Genomic DNA, 17767 nt, shown 5'->3' with positions numbered 1-17767 from the left:
TTCAGATCAAAACAAATCAATAGGAAATCACCGTGAGCCTCTCTCCTTTCCACCTCGCAATCCCTGTGTATGACCTGGCCGCTACGCGCACCTTTTACGGTGAAGTGTTTGGCCTTGCCGAGGGCCGTTCCAGCAACCAATGGGTGGATTTCGATTTCTACGGCCACCAGCTGGTTATCCACGAACACCCGAAGACTGCTTCGCAGGAAAGCGTGCACAGCAACCCGGTAGACGGTCACGACGTACCGGTTCCGCACTTCGGCATCATCCTGGAATGGGCGCAATGGGAAGCGCTGGCCGAGCGTCTGAAATCCTTCGGCACCCAATTCGTGATCGAGCCCTACATTCGCTTTAAAGGCCAGGTCGGCGAGCAGGCCACGATGTTCTTGTTCGACCCGTGCGGCAACGCGCTGGAGTTCAAGGCGTTCAAGGATATGAGCCAGCTCTTCGCCAAGTAATACGTTGTTCAAGCGACCGTCGCCATCAGAGCGACGGCGTACTTTCAAGTCGTGAAGCCTTGCTGTGTTGCGTCGGACATGTGCAGAAAGCCTGTGCTTTCCCGTCCTGCTGCGCGCGCCTGGCCGATGCTCAGCCTGCCGCATGAGGATAGAGAACACTATGTCCGACCTCAATTGCACCCTGAATAAGCCGTCAGTAGCGCCTCCCCGCCCTGACAATACGTGCGATCAATGCAGTTCGAGCCTTGCGGCGATCGCTGCGTGATCCTGGTATTGGGCAACGTATTTTCCATTGACCTCAATCGGCAGTCAGTTACGTGCCCTATGCGCTCAAGGCCTGCTGCCGGGCGTCACGGATGTTGTGTCTGCAATGGTGACAGTAGGCGTTCATTACTCGCCTGAATTGATTGCCTCCCACTTCCCCGACATGTCGCCCTACACATCGATCTGCAAGCTGGTGACCGAGCGTCTCAAGGATTCGCACGGTGCTGCCGCAACGACCGGCACCCGCTTCGACATTCCCGTGTGCTACGACCCGCAATATGCCCCGGACCTTGAAGACATCGCGCAGGCCTGCGGCCTGACCGCCAACGAGGTCATCGCCGCTCACACGGCCGACTGGCTGGATGTATTGATGGTCGGTTTCGCCCCAGGCCATCCCTACATCGGCATGCACGACAGCGCCCTGTCGCTGCCGCGTCGCGCGACACCGCGCACGCTTGTCAAACAGGGCAGCATCGGCATCGCCAACCGACAGAGTGTGATTTACCCGGCCGATCTCCCCGGTGGCTGGAACCTTATAGGGCGAACCCCGCTGCCGATGTTTTCCCCTTTGGATGAACCGCCGTGTCTTTTACAGGGCGGCGACCAGATTCGATTTGTACCCATTACCTGCCATGAGTTTGATCTGTTGGCTCGGGAGAACGCGAAGTGACCATCAAGGTAATCAAACCCGGCATGCTCTCAACCTTCCAGGATACCGGGCGGCACGGGTTCCAGCATTGGGGCCTACCCGTGACCGGCGTGATGGACGAGGATGCGCATGCCCTGTGCAACCTCCTGGTCGGCAACCCTCGAACCTTCAGCACCTTGGAAATGACCCTCCAAGGCCCAACGCTGCACTTTCAGGCCAAGGCCGTGATTGCGCTCGCCGGCGCGGACCTTGGCGCCGAGCTGGATGCGGTCCCGCTCAAGCCCGGAGTGGCGGCAGTGGTTTCTCCAGGCAGTACCTTGAGTTTCGGCAAACGGCGACAGGGCGCTCGCGGCTACCTGGCGGTAGGTGGCGGTTTTTTGTTGCAACCGCTGATGAACAGCACCAGCACTTATTCCCGGGGCGGGTTCGGTGGGCTGCGCGGCCGTGCACTGCAAGCCGGGGATTTGATCCCCATCTGCTCATCGTTTGCCAACCCGCCACGCCTCGGCCCCCGCTCCCGCTTTGGGCTGTATGAAGCGGTTGCCTGCGAACCGATCAGAGTAATCGCGGGGCGGGAATGGAAAGACTTTTGCACAAAGTCCCAAGAGCACTTCGTGAACCATGAGTACACCTTGAGCGGCGACTCGGACCGGATGGGCTACCGGCTCGACGGCACGCCGCTGACGCTGTCATCGCCCAAGGAGCTGTTATCGGAAAGTGTCGCGTTCGGCACCGTCCAGGTGCCCCCCAGCGGCAAGCCGCTGATCTTGATGGCCGACCGCCAAACAACCGGTGGCTACCCACGGATTGCCCAAGTGGCCAGCGTCGATCTACCTCGGCTGGCGCAGTTGCTGCCGGGCGATAAGTTGCGATTCTCACTCATAGATTTGAGCGCCGCCGAAGCCTTGCTGCTAACCCGCGCTCGCACGCTCAAAGCGATGGAGGCCTTCAATGCCTGAAATAGATTTCAACAGCGACCTTGGCGAAGGCTTCAGCATTTATCGCGCAGGCGACGATGCGGCGATTCTTCCACACCTCACCTCAGCCAATATCGCCTGCGGGTTTCACGCCGGGGATTCGCGCTCCATGCGAGCGACCGTCGCGTTGGCCGCGAAGTTGGGCGTAGCCGTCGGGGCCCATCCAGGCTTTGACGACCTGCAAGGTTTCGGTCGCCGAATGATGACGCTGTCCGAGGATGAAGTGTACGAACTCATCGTGTACCAGGTTGGCGCCTTGCTGGGGTTCACCCAAGCGGCCAAGGTTGAACTACGCCATGTCAAACCGCACGGTGCGCTCTACAACTTCGCAGCGGTGCACCGTCCCACTGCCGACGCAATCTGCCGGGCAGTCAAGGATATCGATCCGGGCCTGATTCTTTTCGGCTTGTCGGGAAGTGCCTTGGTCACCGCCGCCCAAGCCTGTGGTTTGACCGTGGCACAGGAAGTGTTTGCCGATCGTAGCTACCAGGAGGACGGCACACTGACGCCCCGCAACCAGCCTGGCGCAATGATCGAAAACCTCCACGATGCCATCGATCAAGTCATGAACATGCTGCATTTAGGCGAAGTGCGCACCACCCAAGGGACCTGGGTACCGGTGAAAGCACACACGCTTTGCATACACGGCGACCAGCCCGGCGCTGCAGCGTTTGCCAGTGCGATCAAGCAAGCACTGCTCAAAGAAGGCATCACCATTCAAAAACCCGCGCGTGCGCGTACTTGAGTGACACCCACAACGTTTACCCATAATAAAAAGGAAACAACCATGCCTCGCGAATCAATCTCCTCGTTTTAACTGCCGAGCTTAAAACCTCGTCTGAGAGCTGAATAGTCAACTACGGATGCGTCTGGGCGCCTGACTGCCCGGATGAACTGTGCGCTGCCGGTTTTCAGTACGTCACTTTCAAGGCAGGCCCCTCTGCCACTTAACTCTTTTGGCCATTGGCCAGAGTGGAAGGTATTTATGTCTCGTGTTCTTTCTGAAAATACGCACTCGCCGCACATCGAGGTCGATGCAAACGCTACCGATGGAACAACACAGTCGGCCGTCATAGCCAAGCGCGCAGCCATGGCTTCGGCCACCGGCACCGCCGTTGAATACTATGAGTTCAGTATCTACGGCTACATGGCGACCATCATCGCGCCTTTGTTTTTTCCCGGTGACAACCCCGCCGCCGCCCTCCTTGCCACGCTGGCGGTGTTCGGTATCGCCTTTGTCGTCCGCCCGATAGGCGGCGTACTGCTCGGGCGCCTTGCCGATCGTATCGGTCGACGTCGGGTGCTGCTCAGCACCGTGATCGGGATGGGCACCGCAACTGCGCTGATTGGCGTGCTGCCTACCACCGCGCAGATCGGCCTTGCAGCCCCTATCCTGCTGGTGCTGTTGCGGTTGTCCCAAGGCTTCTTCGCCGGTGGCGAAGTGGTAGGCGCCGCGGCATTTGTGGCTGAATCCTCTCCAAACGGCCGACGCGGATTCTTCGGTTCATTCACACCGCTGGGCGTTGCCGTGGGTGGCGCCACCGGGGCGATTGTCTGCGGTATCACCACCGGGCGGCTCAGTGCCGAGCAATTGCAGGCATGGGGCTGGCGCATCCCGTTCTTCCTGTCCATCCCGCTGGTTATGTTTTCGTTTTACATGCGACACAACGTTGAAGAAACGCCAGAATTCAAAGCTTTCCTTGCGAAGGAGAAGCCACCGGTAGCGCCGGTCAAAGAGGTATTCGGCAAAAACCTGCCGGCACTGCTGCGGGTCATCGTCTTCGCGTCTGCGCAGAATGCGGGTTACTTCATCGGGATGGTGTTCATGAACATCTACCTCACGACCTACCTGCATTTCGACAAATCCAAAGTCTACTGGGTGATTGCAGTGATCAGCCTGTGCATGGCGGCAATGATGCCGTTCTGGGGTGGCTTGTCGGACCGTATCGGTCGCAGGAAGGCGCTGGGCATCGGCTTCCTGGGTTACGCCACTCTGGTGATACCCATGATGATCCTGATGGACAGCGGCAGTCTCTGGATCGCCGCACTGGCGATGTTTGTCGCCACCCTGCCCATGCCGATTGTGCAATCGGTGGGCTACCCCACTTACGCCGAGCAATTTCCGACACGTGTGCGTTACACGGCCATGGCGATCAGCATCAATCTGGGCGCGATCCTGGGGGGCGGGATCACGCCCTACGCGGTCACCTCGATTATCACCAAGACCGGCAATCTGCTGGTGCCCGGCTATTTCATGGCGGGTGCTGCGGTGTGTGCCTTGCTGGCGATTCTCACGCTGCGTGAAACGTCCAAGGGCAACCTCCTCAGATAGTTCGACGCGACGTTAAGCCCCCTAGCCCAAACATAAGGTTGCAGCAGCATGGACATTGAAAAAGTAAAAGAACTGGTCAAGTTGATCGAAGTTTGCCTTCATCGGCCCCAAAGCCGAAACCATTCGCCTGATGGGCGACAAGGTTTCGGCCAAGGACGCCATGATCGCGGCCGGCGTGCCAACCGTTCCTGGCTCCGACGGTCCACTGCCTGAAGACGAGGAAACCGCTCTGCGCATTGGTCGCGAAGTCGGTTACCCGGTGATCATCAAGGCCGCCGGTGGCGGTGGTGGTCGCGGCATGCGCGTGGTGCACAAGGAAGAAGACCTGATCGAAGCCGCCAGGCAGACCCGCTCCGAAGCGGGCGCCTGGTTCGGCAACCCGATGGTCTACCTGGAAAAGTACCTGACCAACCCACGTCACGTGGAAGTACAGGTACTGTCTGACGGCCAAGGCCACGCCATCCACCTGGGCGACCGCGACTGCTCGCTGCAACGTCGTCACCAGAAGGTGCTGGAAGAAGCGCCGGCACCGGGCCTGGCCGAAAACGCACGCCAGGAAGTCCTGGCTCGCTGCGTCAAGGCGTGCATCGACATCGGCTACCGCGGTGCCGGTACCTTCGAGTTCCTGTACGAGAATGCTCGCTTCTACTTCATCGAAATGAACACTCGTGTGCAGGTAGAGCACCTGGTTTCGGAGATGGTCACCGGTATCGACATCGTCAAGGAGATGCTGAGCATTGCCGCTGGCAACCCGCTGTCCTTCACCCAGGACGACGTGAAGATGCACGGCCACTCCCTGGAGTGCCGCATCAACGCCGAAGACCCGAGAACCTTTATCCCGAGTCCTGGCTTGGTCAAGCACTTCCATGCTCCAGGCGGCAACGGCGTTCGCGTCGATTCGCACTTGTACAGCGGCTACAAGGTTCCGTCCAACTACGACTCGCTGATCGGCAAGCTGATCACCTGGGGCGCCACCCGCGACGAGGCCATGGCGCGCATGTGCAATGCCCTGGACGAAATCGTGGTCGACGGCATCAAGACCAACATCCCGCTGCACCGGGACCTGGTTCGTGATGAAGGCTTCTGCGAAGGTGGTGTGAACATTCACTACCTGGAACAAAAATTGGCAGATCAGCATTAAATTCATTGAGGGGCTACGCCGCCATTTTGCTAGCCCCAAGGCGCGATCATGACTCAAAGGACCATACGCAAAAACATACGCCTCAATACGCTTCTGCTTACGCTGCTCCCATGGACCCCGCTCGCCGCGCCTGGACAGGATGCCGTGTGAGCTTCTGGCTCAAACGATTGGGACCATGTTGCTGATGATCTCGCGCGTGTGGCTCGCCAAGTCCTTGCTATTCATGCTTGCCACGACATCCGCCTCGATGGGCGGGTGGGCGACGATGCTGACGTCAGTGGCGCGCAAAGAATTGTAGGCAACGTCCCTGACAGCGGAGCAGATCGTCACGGGAACGATCCCCACTCCCATGTCCTTGGCGAGCCGGAACGCGCCGCTCTTGAAAGGCAACATGTTCCCGCCGTTGTTCCGGGTGCCTTCAGGGAAAATCCAGAGGGACGTATTGTTGGCCGCGACATTCTTGGCCATCTTGCGCATGCTCTGGATCGAGGCCCGCGGATTGCTTCGGTCAATGAACAGGCTGCCGGTCAGCCAATACAGTTGCCCCACCAGTGGCAACCACTTGAGCGATTCCTTCCCGACAATGACCGTGCCTGGCTTGAGCGCCTCGGCAACGATCATCACGTCATAGTTGCATTGATGGTTGGCCACGTAGATATACGGCTTGCCCTCGGCAATCGTGTTGAAGCCCCTGACAGCGACACGAACCGAAAATATTCGATTGATCACCGAATAGGCGCGGCAGGCGACGTGCAGGTTCCGGTTCTTCTTCGGATTGACCAACATGAACACACATAAAAATGGGAAGCTCAGGACGATGAACAGCCCGACCAACAGCCATCTCACTACCAGAATCATACGTCACCCCACCTTGCCTGAATCACTTGGACCCTTGGCAGCACCGGCCTGGGCTTCGCTACACCCCACCAATGCGATGCCATAGAAGCCTTCCTCATCGACACACGCCATTACCCCAACATCGCCGGCCTTGACCGACTGCGCCAAGTCGGCGAGTTGGTAGGCACCCACCAGGGACAGGCTCAATGCTTTTGGCCGTTGCAGGACAGCGAGTTCCTCCCCGAATGCCTGGCCGAGATCGTCCAGGGCGGCCCGCCACGAATCCGCTACCGACACGCTGACCCGACCGAGTCTATGAGGCTCCACCCCATTACCTGCCGCGAACGTGAGTATCAGGTCGCCCAGGCTGGCCCCGCTCGCGGGGAACAAGCGCCCGGTAACGCAGGACCTGACCACCGGCCCCGGCGTTTGCGGATTGGAACAGGTTCGGAAACTGAAAATCGCGGCGGTATCGATTCGTTCTGCCGCGTCCAGCCCATGGCTGTCGGCATAAAGAGTACCGAATTCGCCGCTGAAGGTTTCCATGGCTGTCGCGTAGATCCGCTCGCAGTCCCCGCGCCTGGCGAATCTCAGCCCTTGCACCATCGCGCTGTAGAAGCTCAGCTCCTTGGCGCAGAGCGAAACGTTGGCACCCTTGATGCCGTATTTGATCGCCAACTGCCCCACCGAGGAGTTTATGACGGTATTGGGGATCTGTGCCGGATTGACCTGGAATGCAAAACGACTTTCGTTCGACTCCTTGATCAACTGGATGACGGTATCGATCGAACCGTTGGACGTGCCACCAATGACGGCCGCGAGCGCCAGGGATTCCCCCTGGTTGGCATCCTCGATCAACGACATCGCCGCCAACAGCAACAGGGACTGTCGATCGAAGTTCTTCAACTCCCGGCTAGGCACCAGTTCGCCCGCCGTCAGGTCCCACCGGGGCGCCAACCCATGATGCAACTCCGTGCCCCCTTGCTCGAATGCGCCGGGCATCCGCAACATGACCCAATCGTTTACGGCCAGTGCAACGATAGCGTCATTGCTCATTTGAGATTACCGAATACCAGGATTGAATTATTTCCGCCAAAAGCGAAGGCATTGTTGATGACCACGTCGACTTTTCCGGCCCTGAAACCCTCGCAAACCACGTCGATGGGTATTTCAGGATCCTGCTCGCTCACGTTGATCGTCGGCGGCAACCCTTCGCTGAGGGCAAGCATGCAGGCGATGGCACCGAAACCCGCCGCCGCGCCCATGCTATGCCCCATCATGGACTTGATCGAACTGACCGGTGGCGGTGAGTGGCCAAAGACCGCCTTGATGGCCTTGTACTCGTTACTGTCATTGGCTGCCGTACCGGTGCCGTGAGCACAGATATAACCCACCGTCCCGGGCGGGACCCAGGCGTTTGCAAGTGCCGCCTTCATGCAGTCGCCAACGCTGTGGTGATTGAGCCTCACCATGTGGTCCGCATCGCAATTCATCGCGAAGCCCAGCACTTCTGCATAAATGTGTGCTCCACGGCGAATGGCCCGTTCGTAACTTTCGAGCACCAGCGCGCTGCCGCCTTCAGAGGTCAGGACACCCTTACGACCGGCGTTGAACGGCGTGCAGTCCTTGTCGGTCATGCTGCCCAGGCGATGGAAGGTCGCGAAGGTCGCCTTGTACACAGCATCGCTCCCACCGCAGATGGCCAGCTCGCAGTCACCCGTCTGGATGGCCTCGTAGCCGAAGATCAACGCGGCATTACTGGCCGAGCAGGCATTGCCAATCGTCACGGCCTCGCCGGTGGAACCTATCGATCTCGCCACGTTTCGACTGATCTCGGAGGCAAACGTGCGCCCCAGCGACGCATGCCGGCCTGGCTGGGACTGCGCCATGGCCGTGACCATGTCGTCGATCAGGTTGGATTCACCATAAGTCGTGCCGAAGTAACAATTGACCCGCATGCCAGCAATCGCTGCCCGCTCGATCCCCGCATCGGCAAGGGCGAACCCGGTGGCGGCCAGGGCAAAATGACTCGGCGTGCCCGATTCGGCGAACGCATCGAAATCAGCGACCCATTCAGCGATGGTGCCTTTCACCTCGCAGCCGTACTTTCTTTCGAAGCGCTGCGTGTCGATTTTCGACAGCGGCACAGTGCCGTTCACCCCTGTTTTCAAGGCATGGAAAAAGGCCTCTTTTCCGACCCCGATCGGGCTGACCGGCCCCAAGCCCGTCACCACTACCCTTGTGCCCTTACCGGAGCTGTTCATGCACACTCAGCCTCAAGGGTCTTGTCGATAAACGAGAGTATCGAATCCACACTGGTGATCCTGGGGATGTAGGCTTCATCGACCCGCACTTGGAACGCACTTTCGATGCCGGCGAGAATTTCTATTCCCGACATCGAGTCGGCGCCATAGGCTTCGATGAAGTTCTTATGGTTCTGGATTTCTTCGGCGTAGACCCCCAGGACCTGGGAAACGATTTCCTTGATTTTTGCTTCGTGAACGTGAGTCATGAGACCTCCTGGAATGACGCAATCAAATAATGAAAGGAATGACCTTGAAGCTGCCGGCCTGATAACGAACGTAGGATTCGCCAAAAAAACCGACCAACATTTTTTCTTCGCCGTCGACCCGTTTAAGAATCAATGCAAGTGCAACGGCGAAGATGATCGCCGCCGCGTATACGCTGGCGTACAAACTGAATCCGGTCACAATGAGCAGCGTGCCGAAATAGGCCGGGTGGCGGATGTAGCGGAAGGCACCCGCGCGGATCAATTCATGGTCATCCAGCACCCGCAGCGAATGGGAAAAGTGCCGTCCCAATATGATCTTTCCATGGGCTCGAAGGCCGATGCCGCACAGGATCAGCAGCGATCCGGCCAATTGCAGCATCGCATCGCTGCGCGTCAGTAACTGCAGCAGCATGACGATCGCGATGGCGCACGACACCATGAAGCCACTTTTCAGTCCTTTGTCGAATTGGCTGCCGCTGTCGGTTTCACGCAGGAAATAAAACTCTGCGGCGAGCAGGATGGCGGCCATGACGACTGACTGGAACAACGCAAACCCCGTGCAGACATACAACACCCAAGAGGCGCATGCGACCGGCACCAGCAAACTGGCGGCGACATCAATCCTGAGCGTTTTCAAAATAAGCCCCCACCAATACCGATAACGTTGAACGGGTCGTGATCACCCTGACATCCTTTTCGACCCGCCAGGGGTATACGAACAAGTCATTGAAGCGCGCCCAGGGAAACAATTTGCGCTGGCGCCTGAAGGCATCGACGAAAGACAGCACCTTGTAGATCCGGAATAGTGTGCGCACCCTTACCGTGCGTAACCTCGCCCGGCCTTCGGCGCCCTGGAGCCGGCGGTACACCTCGTCGACCAGATCGTTATAGGTAACCGTGTCGTCGCTCAGCAGATAGCAGGTCTGCAAAGTCCGTTCGGGAGGACGTGAGAGCCATTGGAGGATCGATCGGGCAATGCTCTCCACGCCAATGACGTGCAAGGCTGGAAGTTCGCTGGTGACCAATGGCAATAACTTCAATTTGCACATCGAAATCATCGGCAGCAGGTTTTTATCGCGGCGGCCCAGTACCGTCGGCACCCGTAGGATCACGCCCTGCACTTTGTGGTCATTGGCACGAATAACCTGCTCGGCAGCCCATTTGTCGTCCGCGTACGCGTCCCGCCTTTTCTCCGGGTTATAGGCCTTGACGCTGCTCAAGTGGAACAGGTTTTTCTTATCGAGCGCGCCGACGCGGATGGACGCCATTATCTGTTGGGTCAGTGTCTCGTTATTGGCACGGCTCGTCCCCAGGCGACTGAGGCCGATGCCCGTGCAATTGACAATGAAATCGTGATCTTTGATCAGTTCGATAAACGCCGTAGAGCCGACCTCGCACACCGCAAAACCCGCCTTTGGCGAACGTGAGTGGCGGGTAACCCGCAGGTCTTGTTCCTGCCTGAGGATTTCGTAGGCACCCTGCCCGATGAAACCGCTGGCGCCTAAAAGCAGTACCTTCTTCACCTATCAGTCATCCTTTCCCTGGCGCTAAAGCCTCAACCGTAAAACACCCCGAGCGATACACCGTACGGAACTGCATGCCCTGTCTTTGCAGCGTCTTGCGCACGGTCCTCAAGAACATGCCGTGGGAGACCACGACCGTGGTCTCCCCGGTCGTCGTGCACGCGGTATAAAGCTCATCGGCCACCCCCACGGCACGCAGGTGTTCCGATCTTCGGGATGCGGCCCCCAACGAAATACCCATCAGCCAAAGCACGCGATGCAAGGCGAACCATTGCCTCAAACCCATCTTCAACAAAGGCACGCGACCCAGCCGCAGGTCGAACTCCTTCAATCGGTTGTCTTGCCGGATACGTCCGGCATCGAACAGCCGGCAGGCTGTGGCATAGGCTCGATTGATCGGCGATGAAATGATGTTCAGCCCTGGCGTCATCAGCGGCCCGGACAACTGCGCACGGCTCAGGAAATCGGCAATTTCGGCCTCGTCGATCGACGAAGTCTGGTTGTACTCATCCAGCAGCACTTTGGCCGAGACAGCACCGCAGCGTCCGTAGTCGATCAGGGGGGTGGCGTGGCGTATCAAATAAATCACAGTAAATAGACCCCGGTGACAATGGCATTGCCGACCATGAACAAGAACGGCGTATCCCACGTGTGAGGGGACTTCGCTTCGGTCAGGGTCAGTGCGAGAGGAAAGACGGCGCACAGCAATACGAATTGATGCCCTGCGAAGTAATCCTTGAACAACACGCAAAACAGCATCGACATCACAAACACGGTGGCCGAGCCTTCCAGGGTCCTTTTGAATGTCTTGTCGACAAAAAAACCTTTGGTCGTGTATTCATGTTTTCCAAACCTGATACCGACAGGCTCCGCCAGGCCGTCACCAAACGTCGTCGCCAGGATCGTGATATAGAGCAGTTCCAGCGGGACGCCGATGGCCAGCCAGATATATTGCGTCACCCACAACACCAACAAGCCCGCGACCGTCTGGCTCACCAACCAGGACAGCGTGTTCGGTGCGTCTTCTGGCCGGTCAATACTGGCGAACATGTGTTGCGCGGTCAGCGACCGACGGCGTGACCAGCCACACATGGCAAAGAACAGGATGGCGGTGGACAACGCCGAGAGCAGCAGCCGTTCATGGGTGTCCTGGATATTGAACAACGCAAAAAACAGACTGGGCAGCATGAACATCGCAAAGTGCCCGACCTTCCTTGTGTAATTGACACGCACCCCTCGGTTAATGACCAGCAGTCCCAAACCCTTGCACAGGATGAAGTAGAAAAGAACGATACTTAACAGCGCCGAACCCACTTGAATCATTTCGTTTTTCGTCCGCTCAAATGATCTGGCGCAGCGCATCGATGCAATAGTCCACATCGCTCTGGGTGTGGTTGTAAGTCAGGCACAACCTGATCCTGGACTGGTGTTTCGGCACGAACGGCGGCACGAACAACGACCCCATGATCCCTTTCTCAACCAACCCGGCGTTGACCCGTGCAGCTTCCATCGGGTCCTTGAACACCACCGGAATCACCGCTGTTTTCGAATAAAGCTTGTCGACACCGAGCGCATCGATTTGCTCATGGGTGTAGTGAGTGAGTTCAGCGAGCCCGGCCCGGCGCATGCTTCCTTCCGTGGCATTGATCTCCAACGCGGTGCAGGACGCCGAGGCAACGCCTGGCGAAACCGAGCGCGAAGCATTGTAGGTCGGGCATCGGAACCTGACTTTTTCCGCGAACACCTCGTCTTTGAACACCACGAAGCCGCCCGATGAGCCGAACGCCTTGCTCATGGTGCCGACAATGTAGTCGATGTCCGACAGCACCCCGGCCGCTTCGCAGGCACCTTGGCCGCTGTTGCCCAGCATGCCAACGCCGTGCGCGTCATCGATGTAGATTTCCAGCGCCGGATGGAGCTGCTTCAAGCGGGTGATTTTCTCGAGATCGGCGACATCGCCGTCCGCCGAGAACACCCCGTCGGTCACGATGAGGATTTTCTTGTCCAGGTTCAGCAGGACCAATTGCTCCAACATTTCAACGTTGGCATGACTGTAGGCCCTGAAGGGGCTGCCCGATAACTTCACCCCGTCCCAGATGGAAACGTGGGACAGCTTGTCAAGCAGGATCAGGTCGGCGCGTTCAGCCGCCAACGGAATAACGCCGAAGTTCGCCTGGTAAGAGGTGGTGAACATCAACGCGGTGCGCCCGGTATACAGCTCGCTGTAGCGCTGCTGCAAACGCTCGTGGTACTCGGTGAAACCACTGAAAATCATTGGTCCGCCAATGTTCGAGCCGTACTTCTGGATGGCGGAAATGGCCGACTCTTTCATGCGCGGGTGATTGGAAAGGCCCAGATAGTCGCACGATGCAAAATTCAGCATCGTCCGGCCATCCAGCAGCGTCATGTCCCGGCCGCACGCCGAGCGCACTTGAGGGAAGTACGTGTAGAAACCCAACTCTTTCGATTTGAACGCGACATCATCAATACGCATAAAACTCTCACTCAACCGATGCGGTGTATCTGAAGACGCGATAGGCCCTTTCGGTGCAAATGCCATCGCGGGTGAGGTGGCGCATCGTTCGAAGCACCATGACGTTATCCTCGAGCATCCAAGACACACTGATTTTGCTGCGGCCCACCTGGTGTAAGGCGATGGCGGACAATTTCAATGTCAGCGCAACCGACAGGCCTTTTTTCTGATATTCCGGGGCCACCCCGGTAAAGAACGCGCGGCCATACACACCCTGCTCGTTCATCGCCGGAGCAAACATGGTGAAGCCAAGGATTTCGCCGTCCTGTTCGGCAATCAGTGCCGATATGTCCTTGATGTTGCGAGCCGCCACTTCAAACTGCCCGGCGGAGGAAGGACTGAAACCCCAGTTCCGTTGCCAGACGCGGTTGTAGCAGTCAGCCAGCGCTTGACTCTTGGCGACCAACTCGTCCTGGCCATAACGATGGAACTGAATACCCGTCAAGCGCCGGGTCAGTTTTTCTTCCAGGTCGTGCTGCTGGTAGCCCTCGGCTGGGGGCTGGAACACAATTTCAATCAGGTCCTTTGCCTTTTCGCAACCGGCCTCGATCAAGGCGTCGGTTAGCTCAGGGCTGTTGGACGGCAACGAAAACACATTGAAGTCCGACTCGAATGTGCGCAAACCGCGCTCAACCAGGAACGAACTGTGGAGAGGGCCCACCAGCTCCGTCACCTGTCCGGGCAACAGCCTCGTGTTGTTTATGTACTCGACACAGCTGCACAACAGCTGTTTCAGCACGCTCGCAACCGGCAAGGCCATCAGCGTGGAGAAATACGCGTTGCCCACGCCGTTGACCGTATCCTGCCGATCGAAATGCACGATGCAGAACGCGACGACCTCGCCCTCTTCATCCCTCCACGCCACCGGCACATTGTGCTCGGTCGCAGAGTAGGTGCAGGCCGTGGTGACCCGCTGCTCAAGTTGTTGCCAGGAGCGCCCCACGGCCGAAATACGTTCATCCAGGCGTACCAGGGCATCCCAGTCGCACGCCGCCAAGCCCGATACTCTACTCATCGATTATTCCAACTATGATTCGCTATGATGACTAGGCGGCCAGAGACAAAGCGCTGGTGGTTTCGTCGTCGATTTCGATCCAGAAAGGCACAACACTTTTATTGTCGATAAGCTGTGGCGCCGAAATCCTTCGGGTGTTGACGCCCATCCGCTTCAGCAAACGCTCGTTGCCCACGGCTGTAAAGGCAATCAGCCGAAACGCGCCTTTCGAACGTGCGACGTCGATGACTTCCTTGACCAGTTTCACTGTATTTCGCCAAGCTTGCTCAGCCGTCAGTACTTGCCCTTTCGGCTTGCTGATGGCGAACCGGGAAAGTTCCCATATCTGCGGCGACGACGGCAGCGGATTGCTTCCCATCAAATACGGGAAAACATCCCCCAGCAGATAAGGCCGATGCGTGGGAATCAAACGAGCACAACCGAAGATCTCCTGATTATCATCACAGGCCAGGACATACACTGTGTCAGAACGATCAAAGGCGTCTAGTTCAATTCCTTTTTCACAAGGCAAAGGCCAGCCTAACTCTTTGACGAATACCTGATATCTATATTTAGCCAGCGCAGTTTCCATTCCTGGCAAAAGATCGCTAACAGTCCCTGTTACCGCGGTCAGCATAACTACCACCTGACGAGAATTATTCCGCCAGTACAACAAACCGGGCTCTTTTTGAGTAGCTGCCCGAATGGGCAGGCCAGGCAAATCAGCGAGTCGCCACAAGGTCCTTCTTGAAAACACCGAATTGTATCTACGACAAAAGAATCATACCGTCTCTTGCCAGCTTTCTAGCACCTTAGTACTAAAAAGTGCGCCATTAGCCCTGGCTTCTATTGCTCTGTCTAGACGCATCGGCGATGCCGAATGTTTGGAAGCGCCAGGCGCTGGCCTTATCTGCTGAAGGACTGCCATAGGAAGGCCACTGCATCTCCCGACAGCGTTTTAATCCTGTATGATGAGCCCCGCTCTTGTCACGAAAGAGCGCTGACCATGGAAGGTAATATTGGTGTTTGATTGGCGTGAAGACCTTATAGCGCTTGTGGCTGGCTGCACTTGCGAAAACGAGCTATTTAACGAGCTCGTTAAAGTTACAACAGACTTAGGCTTCGAGTTTTGCTCTTATGGGTTGAGATTAAGTTCGCCGTTAGCGCCAGCGCAATATTTTCTGCTTTCAAATTACCCGGACGCCTGGGAAAAAAAGTACATTGCTGGCGATTATTTCTCCCAGGACCCCACCGTTGAACATGGACTGACCCGTTCGACTCCATTGCGCTGGTCTGCGCAGCAGCAAAATCCAGGGCGCGGGTTCTGGGAAGAAGCGCGGCATTACAACCTCAACCATGGCTGGTGCCTTTCTTCGCGGCGCGAACATAACTCGATCGGTCTGCTCTCCGTCTCCCGCTCAAGCGAACGCATTTCAATACAGGAAATGGAAAGTAAAGAGACCAAGCTGATTTGGTTGACTCATCTGGTACATGAGGCCATGGCGCAGTTTTTCTCCGCAAAAACCATGGTCGATACTTACAAGCCACTGACCGCCCGGGAGAAGGAAATCCTCAGGTGGACGGCATCGGGAAAAACCTATGTCGAAATCGGGATCATCCTGAACATCGACATACGCACGGTGAAGTTCCATCTGGTGAATGCAATGCGCAAGTTGCGGGCGTCGAACAAGACTGAAGCGGCGGTCAAGGCGTCGTTATCTGGCTTGTTATCCTGAGACGCAAATGTTCTGAAACTCGAATGATGACCACGCCCTCATGGGAAGGCGTGGCCAGTGCAAGCCTCGGTTACCAAAGCGCCATCGTGTAGCTGACGATCAACCGATTCTCATCCAGGTCGTTGCCAAAATTCGAACGCACCGTCGCGTTGCGCCATTTGAAACCCAGCCCCTCAACGTGCCGTCCTGCACCACATAGGCAATGTCGGTGTTGCGCTCCCATTCCTTGCCTTCGCCTGGTGCGCTGCGCTGGACATTGTCGCCCGAAATGTAGCGGGTCATGAAGGCCAAGCCGGGCACGCCGATTGCCGCGAAGTTGTAGTCGTAGCGCTTGCAAGGAACGGGCGGACCTTATCTACGGCGGCTAACAAATTCGCTGAACAGCTGAGTTTGCATTTGTTGGACCTCTCTTGATCCCGCTGTCCGCCTATACCTAAAAGCAGCGCTGCCCTTTAAGACTGCCTCGCAGAAACACTGCAAACCGCCAGTAACAAACCACCCGATTGAATCATTACAATAGCCCGGCCTGACGCCGCCCTTGCCATTAAAAAACATAACGTTCAAAGGAGTTGAATGATCATGACCACACTGGATAACGCTTTTCACAGCCTGCATCAGAATGGGCTACTGGTCTTGGCCAACGTGGCCGACGCGGGCGGTGCGCGCATCGTCGAACGTCTGGGCGGCAAGGCCGTCGCGACCAGCAGCGCGGCCATGGCCTGGTCCCATGGTTATCAGGATGGTAACCAGCTGCCTCTCGACCTGCTGAGCACCACCGTCAAGTCGATGGTGCGCGTGCTCAGCGTACCGCTCACCGTGGATATCGAAGGTGGCTATTCAGATGATCTGGACCGGGTCGGTCAGGTGATTGATGCCGTCATCGTCGCCGGGGCTGTTGGGATCAACATCGAAGACGGCCTGGGCGCTCCAGAGCTGCTTGTCCGCAAGATCGACGTCGCGAGAAAGGTGGCGAACCGGGCGGGCGTCAAGCTGTTCATCAACGTACGGACCGACGTCTACCTGAAAAACCTGCTCCCCGCCGAACAACGCCTGGAGGAACTCCTCAAGCGCAGCGCACTGTATGCCAGCGCAGGGGCGGATGGCCTGTTTGCCGCTGGCGTGATCGATTCGCACGAAATTGCCGCCATCTGCCGGGACACCAAACTGCCAGTCAACCTGCTGTCCCGGGACGGACTGCCCTCTCTTGACGAATTGAAGCGTCTGGGCGTCAGACGACTCAGTGCGGGCTCCTGCATCGCCGAGTTCCTGCACGGCGCCATGGGAGGATTGGTCCGCAGCTTCCTGGATAATGGCCAACTGGACACTCAAACCTTGAAAGCCCATACATACGGCGAAGTGAACGCTTTGATGGCGGCGAAGACCGAGTAGTGCTGTCCCTCGGACAAGACCATCAAAGTCAGGAAGGGTGTAATTCCAGGCCGTACAGAGAATGCTGAACCTATGGCTGGAGCACCGAATACCAAGTTACCACTCGAACACGGCGACGAGTTCCCCATGCCTCTGCGCTCCACATTTCTAGCGCAACTCACAGGCAAAAAAAAGCCACTCATCTGAGTGGCTTTTTTCTGAATCTTGGAGCGGGAAACGAGACTCCTATCTGGTGTCCGACTCATTGAAATATAAGGGGTTTCATTTCTTGCCGAAGCACGAAAAGGCTCAATTCTGGACTTATCCCTGATGCATTTCAAGCCCAGGAAAAGGGGAGCATCCCGTGCCACTGGCTTCCACTCATAGCCAACCATACGAGTGCTCATCACGTCGGCCGCAAACATACCTTTCAAAATCCAGGT

18 protein-coding genes and 2 pseudogenes are annotated in these 17767 nt (G+C 57.4%); 8 read left to right on the top strand and 12 right to left on the bottom strand.

Annotation, left to right across the window (positions count from 1 at the left end; genetic code table 11):
- Nucleotides 1-32 precede the first annotated feature (32 nt).
- The 6 genes and pseudogenes from RGM2987_RS19145 to RGM2987_RS19120 all read left to right on the top strand — a co-directional run.
- Entirely contained in the window at nucleotides 33-458 is a 426-nt protein-coding gene (locus tag RGM2987_RS19145; protein ID WP_245144255.1) for a VOC family protein, read from the top strand.
- A gap of 292 nt (nucleotides 459-750) precedes the next feature.
- On the top strand, nucleotides 751-1392 hold the full coding sequence (locus RGM2987_RS19140; RefSeq protein ID WP_245144254.1) for an allophanate hydrolase subunit 1: 642 nt from the start codon (nucleotides 751-753) through the stop codon (nucleotides 1390-1392).
- Nucleotides 1389-2330: a biotin-dependent carboxyltransferase family protein gene (locus RGM2987_RS19135; RefSeq protein ID WP_245144253.1), complete on the top strand. Its 942-nt coding sequence runs from the start codon at nucleotides 1389-1391 to the stop codon at nucleotides 2328-2330. Before RGM2987_RS19140 ends, RGM2987_RS19135 begins: the two co-directional genes overlap by 4 nt.
- Nucleotides 2323-3093, top strand: coding sequence for a 5-oxoprolinase subunit PxpA (locus tag RGM2987_RS19130; RefSeq protein ID WP_245144252.1), 771 nt, complete (start codon nucleotides 2323-2325; stop codon nucleotides 3091-3093). Before RGM2987_RS19135 ends, RGM2987_RS19130 begins: the two co-directional genes overlap by 8 nt.
- 240 nt (nucleotides 3094-3333) lie before the next feature.
- A complete protein-coding gene (locus RGM2987_RS19125; RefSeq protein WP_245144251.1) occupies nucleotides 3334-4680 on the top strand; it encodes an MFS transporter in 1347 nt (448 codons plus the stop codon).
- 85 nt (nucleotides 4681-4765) lie between these two features.
- Nucleotides 4766-5821 (top strand): annotated as a pseudogene (locus RGM2987_RS19120) (acetyl-CoA carboxylase biotin carboxylase subunit); the annotation flags it as partial.
- A gap of 159 nt (nucleotides 5822-5980) precedes the next feature.
- Here RGM2987_RS19120 and RGM2987_RS19115 read toward each other — a convergent pair.
- The 11 genes from RGM2987_RS19115 to RGM2987_RS19065 are packed head-to-tail and all read right to left on the bottom strand — an operon-like array spanning nucleotide 5981 to nucleotide 14857.
- Entirely contained in the window at nucleotides 5981-6655 is a 675-nt protein-coding gene (locus RGM2987_RS19115; protein ID WP_245144250.1) for a lysophospholipid acyltransferase family protein, read from the bottom strand.
- Between the two features lie 27 nt (nucleotides 6656-6682).
- A complete protein-coding gene (locus RGM2987_RS19110) occupies nucleotides 6683-7714 on the bottom strand; it encodes a beta-ketoacyl synthase N-terminal-like domain-containing protein (protein ID WP_245144247.1) in 1032 nt (343 codons plus the stop codon).
- Nucleotides 7711-8922: a beta-ketoacyl-[acyl-carrier-protein] synthase family protein gene (locus RGM2987_RS19105; RefSeq protein WP_245144246.1), complete on the bottom strand. Its 1212-nt coding sequence runs from the start codon at nucleotides 8920-8922 to the stop codon at nucleotides 7711-7713. The genes RGM2987_RS19110 and RGM2987_RS19105 overlap by 4 nt, the downstream gene beginning before the upstream one ends.
- Nucleotides 8919-9170, bottom strand: coding sequence for an acyl carrier protein (locus tag RGM2987_RS19100; RefSeq protein WP_245144245.1), 252 nt, complete (start codon nucleotides 9168-9170; stop codon nucleotides 8919-8921). Before RGM2987_RS19100 ends, RGM2987_RS19105 begins: the two co-directional genes overlap by 4 nt.
- A gap of 22 nt (nucleotides 9171-9192) precedes the next feature.
- Nucleotides 9193-9807 carry an isoprenylcysteine carboxylmethyltransferase family protein gene (locus RGM2987_RS19095; protein ID WP_245144244.1) on the bottom strand — a complete coding sequence of 205 codons (615 nt, stop codon included), beginning with the start codon at nucleotides 9805-9807 and terminating at the stop codon, nucleotides 9193-9195.
- Nucleotides 9788-10693 carry an NAD-dependent epimerase/dehydratase family protein gene (locus RGM2987_RS19090; protein WP_245144243.1) on the bottom strand — a complete coding sequence of 302 codons (906 nt, stop codon included), beginning with the start codon at nucleotides 10691-10693 and terminating at the stop codon, nucleotides 9788-9790. Before RGM2987_RS19090 ends, RGM2987_RS19095 begins: the two co-directional genes overlap by 20 nt.
- A gap of 7 nt (nucleotides 10694-10700) precedes the next feature.
- The gene (locus RGM2987_RS19085) at nucleotides 10701-11282 is read right to left on the bottom strand and encodes a histidine phosphatase family protein (RefSeq protein ID WP_245144242.1); all 582 of its coding nucleotides are present in this window, start codon (nucleotides 11280-11282) and stop codon (nucleotides 10701-10703) included.
- Nucleotides 11279-12016 carry a hypothetical protein gene (locus RGM2987_RS19080; protein ID WP_245144241.1) on the bottom strand — a complete coding sequence of 246 codons (738 nt, stop codon included), beginning with the start codon at nucleotides 12014-12016 and terminating at the stop codon, nucleotides 11279-11281. Before RGM2987_RS19080 ends, RGM2987_RS19085 begins: the two co-directional genes overlap by 4 nt.
- Before the next feature lie 16 nt (nucleotides 12017-12032).
- The gene (locus RGM2987_RS19075; protein WP_245144240.1) at nucleotides 12033-13187 is read right to left on the bottom strand and encodes a pyridoxal phosphate-dependent aminotransferase family protein; all 1155 of its coding nucleotides are present in this window, start codon (nucleotides 13185-13187) and stop codon (nucleotides 12033-12035) included.
- Between the two features lie 7 nt (nucleotides 13188-13194).
- The gene (locus tag RGM2987_RS19070; RefSeq protein WP_245144238.1) at nucleotides 13195-14223 is read right to left on the bottom strand and encodes a GNAT family N-acetyltransferase; all 1029 of its coding nucleotides are present in this window, start codon (nucleotides 14221-14223) and stop codon (nucleotides 13195-13197) included.
- Nucleotides 14224-14272: 49 nt separating this feature from the next.
- A complete protein-coding gene (locus tag RGM2987_RS19065) occupies nucleotides 14273-14857 on the bottom strand; it encodes an acyl-homoserine-lactone synthase (RefSeq protein ID WP_245144235.1) in 585 nt (194 codons plus the stop codon).
- Nucleotides 14858-15242: 385 nt separating this feature from the next.
- On the opposite strand from RGM2987_RS19065, the gene RGM2987_RS19060 reads away from it, so the two are divergent.
- Nucleotides 15243-15956: an autoinducer binding domain-containing protein gene (locus RGM2987_RS19060; RefSeq protein ID WP_245144233.1), complete on the top strand. Its 714-nt coding sequence runs from the start codon at nucleotides 15243-15245 to the stop codon at nucleotides 15954-15956.
- A 70-nt stretch (nucleotides 15957-16026) separates the two neighbouring features.
- On the opposite strand, the pseudogene RGM2987_RS19055 reads toward RGM2987_RS19060, so the two are convergent.
- Nucleotides 16027-16286: pseudogene (locus tag RGM2987_RS19055) on the bottom strand (OprD family outer membrane porin); the annotation flags it as partial.
- Nucleotides 16287-16535: 249 nt separating this feature from the next.
- On the opposite strand from RGM2987_RS19055, the gene RGM2987_RS19050 reads away from it, so the two are divergent.
- Nucleotides 16536-17345 (top strand): isocitrate lyase/phosphoenolpyruvate mutase family protein, encoded by an 810-nt coding sequence (locus RGM2987_RS19050; protein WP_245144231.1) that lies wholly within the window; start codon nucleotides 16536-16538, stop codon nucleotides 17343-17345.
- The last annotated feature ends 422 nt before the right edge of the window (nucleotides 17346-17767 follow it).

It is taken from the genome of Pseudomonas sp. RGM2987 (genome assembly GCF_022952855.1).
GTDB lineage: Bacteria > Pseudomonadota > Gammaproteobacteria > Pseudomonadales > Pseudomonadaceae > Aquipseudomonas.
The sequence above is the reverse complement of the archived record's forward strand: the minus strand, read 5'-3'. Positions and strand labels throughout refer to the sequence as shown.